The organism is Streptomyces sp. URMC 124 (genome assembly GCF_051386455.1).
Lineage (GTDB): Bacteria > Actinomycetota > Actinomycetes > Streptomycetales > Streptomycetaceae > Streptomyces.
Genome location: NZ_JBPQTS010000357.1, coordinates 1 through 510 on the forward strand (window position 1 = coordinate 1; position 510 = coordinate 510).

The following is a 510-nucleotide window of genomic DNA, read 5'->3' on the forward strand; positions in this document are numbered from 1 at the left end:
GCGTGAATTCGATCGAGGGCGCATTGAAGGAGCAAGGGATTTCAGGAAGCGTGGATTTGAAGGCGGGCACCGTATCGGTGAACTATGATGCCGGCAAGTTCAGCCTGGAAGATATCAAAGGAATCATCGAAGAACAGGGGTACACGGTAGCCTAAGGGCTGAAGACGACGGAAGAGGGGTGTAAGACGATGGGAACAGGAGCAGTTCAAGAGCAGAAGAAGGCATCGCTGCAGTTGACCGGCATGACATGTGCGGCCTGCGCGAACCGGATTGAGAAGGGGCTGAGCAAAATGGATGGCGTCCAAGACGCCAACGTGAACTTTGCGCTGGAGAAGGCCTCCGTAACCTATGATCCGGCGGTCGTTTCGGTCAAGGAGATGGAGGAGAAGATCCAGAAGCTCGGCTATGGCACGGCGAAGGAAACCGTTGATTTTCAGCTGGTTGGCATGTACTGCGCAGCCTGCGCATCGAAAATCGAGAAGGTGGTCGGCAAGATGCCGGGCGTGAGCC

2 protein-coding genes are annotated in these 510 nt (G+C 55.7%); both read left to right on the forward strand.

Annotated features, from left to right (window positions below):
- The first annotated feature begins 2 nt into the window (after nt 1-2).
- The gene (locus ACSNOG_RS32920) at nt 3-155 is read left to right on the forward strand and encodes a hypothetical protein (protein WP_436756357.1); all 153 of its coding nucleotides are present in this window, start codon (nt 3-5) and stop codon (nt 153-155) included.
- 33 nt (nt 156-188) lie between these two features.
- A partial coding sequence (locus tag ACSNOG_RS32925; protein ID WP_436756356.1) for a copper ion binding protein occupies nt 189-510 on the forward strand: 322 nt, incomplete at its 3' end.